Here is a 3,307-nt window from a genome sequence, read left to right on the forward strand (position 1 = left end):
AAAAAAGGGTGATTTTGAAACTCCCCCTTGAATTTTGTACAGAAGGTTGTATCATAACATGAGTTCGGGATAAGATGAAAACCTGGCAGGCAATGCCAATGACCCCCACTTGCACCTCCCCCAAAATCGCAGGGGCGATTTTGGGGGGGCGGGAGGGGGACGAAAAATTCGAAAGTTGATGTAAAAATGATTTATCCCGGATTGATGTTAACAAGCGAAAAATTCTCCTCCAATGATTGAGGGGGATTTTCAATATCAAGCCAAAAGAGGAGAAAAAGCATGGTGCGTCGCAAATGGTTGATCTTTTTGGGGCTGTTGATGCTGGTATTGTCAACGGTTGCCTGTGAATTCAGCGCCAGCACGGCCAATATTGGCGATGCGTGGCTTTCGGACAGCGAGGACGGCGGCACACGGGTAACCACCTTCGCTCAGGATGCAGTCTTTTATGCCTTCGTTGACCTGAAAAATGCGCCCGAGGATACCACCCTGAAAGCCGTCTGGATTGCGGTAGATGCGGAAGGGGTGGATCCTAATTTTGTCATCAATGAAACCGAGTTCACCAGCGGCAGCAATGTGGTGACCTTCAACCTTTCCAACAATAACCTGTGGCCGGTGGGCAAGTACCGCGTCGAAATCTACCTGAACGGCAAACTGGATAAGACCCTCGACTTCAAGGTGCGCTGAACTGCATGAGGTGTTCCACCAATGGCTGATTTTACCCGATACGCAAGCCGATAGATGGGTTAAAGCGGTGTATGATCCTGTGCTGGAACAAATGAGTGAGCGGATTGAGCGCTGGCAGCGGACCAATGACCGGCGCGCAATCTTTTTAAGCTGTTATCAAATGATGACGGCAAACATGCTGGAGGCTATCCGGCGCGAGGAATTTTCCGATGGGGTTTGGGTGAATCACCTGTTGCACCGTTTTGCGGATTATTATTTTATGGCCCTGCAAGCCTATGAAGAGCGGCAGGAAAACATCCCTGCCGTCTGGCAGGTCGCATTCCAGGCAGCCAACCAAAAGAATTATTCGCCGCTGCAAAACTTGCTGTTGGGGGTCAACGCCCACATCAACTACGACCTGGTGTTGACGCTGGAAGAACTGCTGCAGCCCGAGTGGCAGGCATTGAGTTCTGGCCGGCGGGCGATGCGCCGCACCGATCATAACCGCGTCAACCACGTCATTGCCGCTACCATTGATGCCGTGCAAGATCAAATTCTGGAACCGGCCATGCCGGTCATGCAGGTTGTGGATGTCGTCCTGGGGCGAGTGGACGAAGGACTGATCTCCGGCACAATTACCCGCTGGCGGGGCAAAGTGTGGCAGCATGCCGTGTATCTGGTGGAAGCCTCGTCAGAGGATGAGCGCAAGGAATGGGTGCAGCGGGTGGAGCATGATGCACTCCAGACTGCCCGCTGGATTGGTTGGAGGGAATGAGCAAGGTCACAGGCTCAAGCCGGGCGATTCCTTGACATGCCTTTGGGTTGATTTTATAATAAGGGCACGTTCCTCGATAGCTCAATCGGCAGAGCGGGCGGCTGTTAACCGCTAGGTTCCAGGTTCGAGTCCTGGTCGAGGAGCCTTTTTAATTGTCGCCTCCCGTCTACGGCTGCATCCACAACCCCAGGGCGCGGGATAACACCTCAATGCTGCGGCGGTACTCCGCCAGCGAGATGTGCTCGTGGGGGGTATGATCGAGGTTGGAATCGCCCGGTCCGTAGGCTACCGCCGGGCAGCCCCACACCGGTGCCACCAGATTCAAATCGGCGGTGCCGCTTTTGAGGGCAAAAGCCGGTTTCCCACCCGCAGCGCGGATGGCAGCCAGCAGCCCGCGCACCACAATTGTGTTCTTTTCGGCCAGGTAGGCCGGCACTTCGTCCAAAAGCTCAAGCCTTGCCTCACCACCCAGCTCGCCAAGCCGGCGCAGCGCCTCGGCCGGCGGCAGCCACAACGGCAAGCGCAGGTTGATCCACAACTCGGCCCAGCCATGAAAGCCGTCCTCCCCCGACTGCATCCGGCGCAGGATGGGCGTGACCTGATCGAACGCCCGCTCGTGAGGCGCGTTCCACTCGTCGGCGGCGGCCATCAGGCGGTTCCAGAAAGTCACCGCGCTTTGCGGCGCGTTTTCCTGCTGCGCGGCCGGGTGCGCCAGGGCCTGCTCCACGCGGTATTTCACCAGCGCGCTGCCTTTGTAGCCCAGCGTCACCCGCTCCCACCCGCTTGGCTCGCCGATGATGGCGTACTGCGGGCGGTACCTGTCCAGTATCCAGCGCGCCCCGCGCGAGTCGCCTTCCTCGCCCACCGCGCCGATCACCACCACTTGCCAGCCGGGCGGTACGGCTGTCTGGCTGGCGGCAGCCACAAAACACGCCAGCGGGCCTTTGGCATCCACCGCGCCGCGCCCGTAGAGCAGGTCGCCCTCGCGCCGCACCGCAATTTCGCCCGCCACCGTGTCAATATGCCCCAACAGCACAATTTGCCGCTCACCTTCGCCGCGCCGTCCAATCGCATTCCCGATTTCATCAACGCCAGCCTCAAACCCCAGCCCGCGCATTGCTTCCGTCAGGTAAGCCACCGCCGCTTGTTCCGCGCCGGTCGGGCTGTAGGTGCGTAACAGACCCTCCAGCAGGGCTACTTCGTCCATTCGGCGGCTTCCTTTGCAAGGACGCTGGCAACGGCTTCCACCACCCGTTCAAGGTCGCTCTTTTCAATCACCAGCGGCGGCAGAAAGCGCATCACCGTCAGGCCGGCCGGCAGCGCCATCACCCCTTCGCTCATCAGCGCCTGCAGATAGGGGGTCACTTTTTGCTTTAACTCGATCCCGACCATCAACCCCAGCCCGCGCACTTCGCGAATCAGCGGCGAAGACAGCCCGCGCAGCTGTTCGATGAACCACGCCCCCAGTTCGGCAGCCCGTTCTGGCAGGCGGTTTTCCAGCAGAAAATTCAGGCTGGCCAGCGCGGCGGCGCAAGCCAGCGGATTGCCGCCGAAAGTCGAACCGTGCGTTTGCGGCGGCAGGCTGCCAATCCGTCCGCCGATCAGCACGGCGCCCATCGGTACGCCCCCGGCGATGGACTTTGCCAGACACACCAGATCGGGCCGCAAATCGTAATGCTGAAAGGCGAACAACCTGCCGGTCCTGCCAAAGCCGGTTTGCACCTCATCCACAATCAGCAGCGCACCGTGCTGGCGGCAGACCTGCTCTGCAACTGACAGAAATTCGGCGCTGGCCGGGTTCACCCCGCCCTCGCCCTGCACCACCTCCACCAGCACGGCAGCCGTCCGCTCACTGACCGCCGCCTGCAG

The 3,307-nt window shown here is 59.5% G+C and carries 4 protein-coding genes and 1 tRNA gene; 3 read left to right on the top strand and 2 right to left on the bottom strand.

The window, feature by feature from the left end:
- Positions 1 to 279 precede the first annotated feature (279 nt).
- From VAE48_RS08475 to VAE48_RS08485, 3 genes are all read left to right on the top strand, one after another.
- Positions 280 to 684, top strand: coding sequence for a hypothetical protein (locus tag VAE48_RS08475; RefSeq protein ID WP_322792888.1), 405 nt, complete (start codon positions 280 to 282; stop codon positions 682 to 684).
- Positions 685 to 694: 10 nt separating this feature from the next.
- On the top strand, positions 695 to 1,438 hold the full coding sequence (locus VAE48_RS08480; RefSeq protein ID WP_322792889.1) for a DUF5995 family protein: 744 nt from the start codon (positions 695 to 697) through the stop codon (positions 1,436 to 1,438).
- A gap of 70 nt (positions 1,439 to 1,508) precedes the next feature.
- A tRNA-Asn gene (locus VAE48_RS08485) sits at positions 1,509 to 1,581 on the top strand.
- A 23-nt stretch (positions 1,582 to 1,604) separates the two neighbouring features.
- Here VAE48_RS08485 and VAE48_RS08490 read toward each other — a convergent pair.
- Entirely contained in the window at positions 1,605 to 2,645 is a 1,041-nt protein-coding gene (locus VAE48_RS08490; protein WP_322792890.1) for a [LysW]-lysine hydrolase, read from the bottom strand.
- Positions 2,633 to 3,307, bottom strand: a 675-nt coding sequence (locus VAE48_RS08495) for an aspartate aminotransferase family protein (protein ID WP_322792891.1), incomplete at its 5' end; no start/stop codon positions are given. The genes VAE48_RS08495 and VAE48_RS08490, both read right to left, overlap by 13 nt.

The organism is Bellilinea sp., from assembly GCF_034432615.1.
Lineage (GTDB): Bacteria > Chloroflexota > Anaerolineae > Anaerolineales > Anaerolineaceae > Bellilinea.

Coding starts and splice junctions, on each gene's coding strand:
- VAE48_RS08475 (WP_322792888.1), top strand. CDS start 280: ATGGTGCGTCGCAAATGGTTGATCTTTTTGGGGCTGTTGATGCTGGTA.
- VAE48_RS08490 (WP_322792890.1), bottom strand. CDS start 2,645: ATGGACGAAGTAGCCCTGCTGGAGGGTCTGTTACGCACCTACAGCCCG.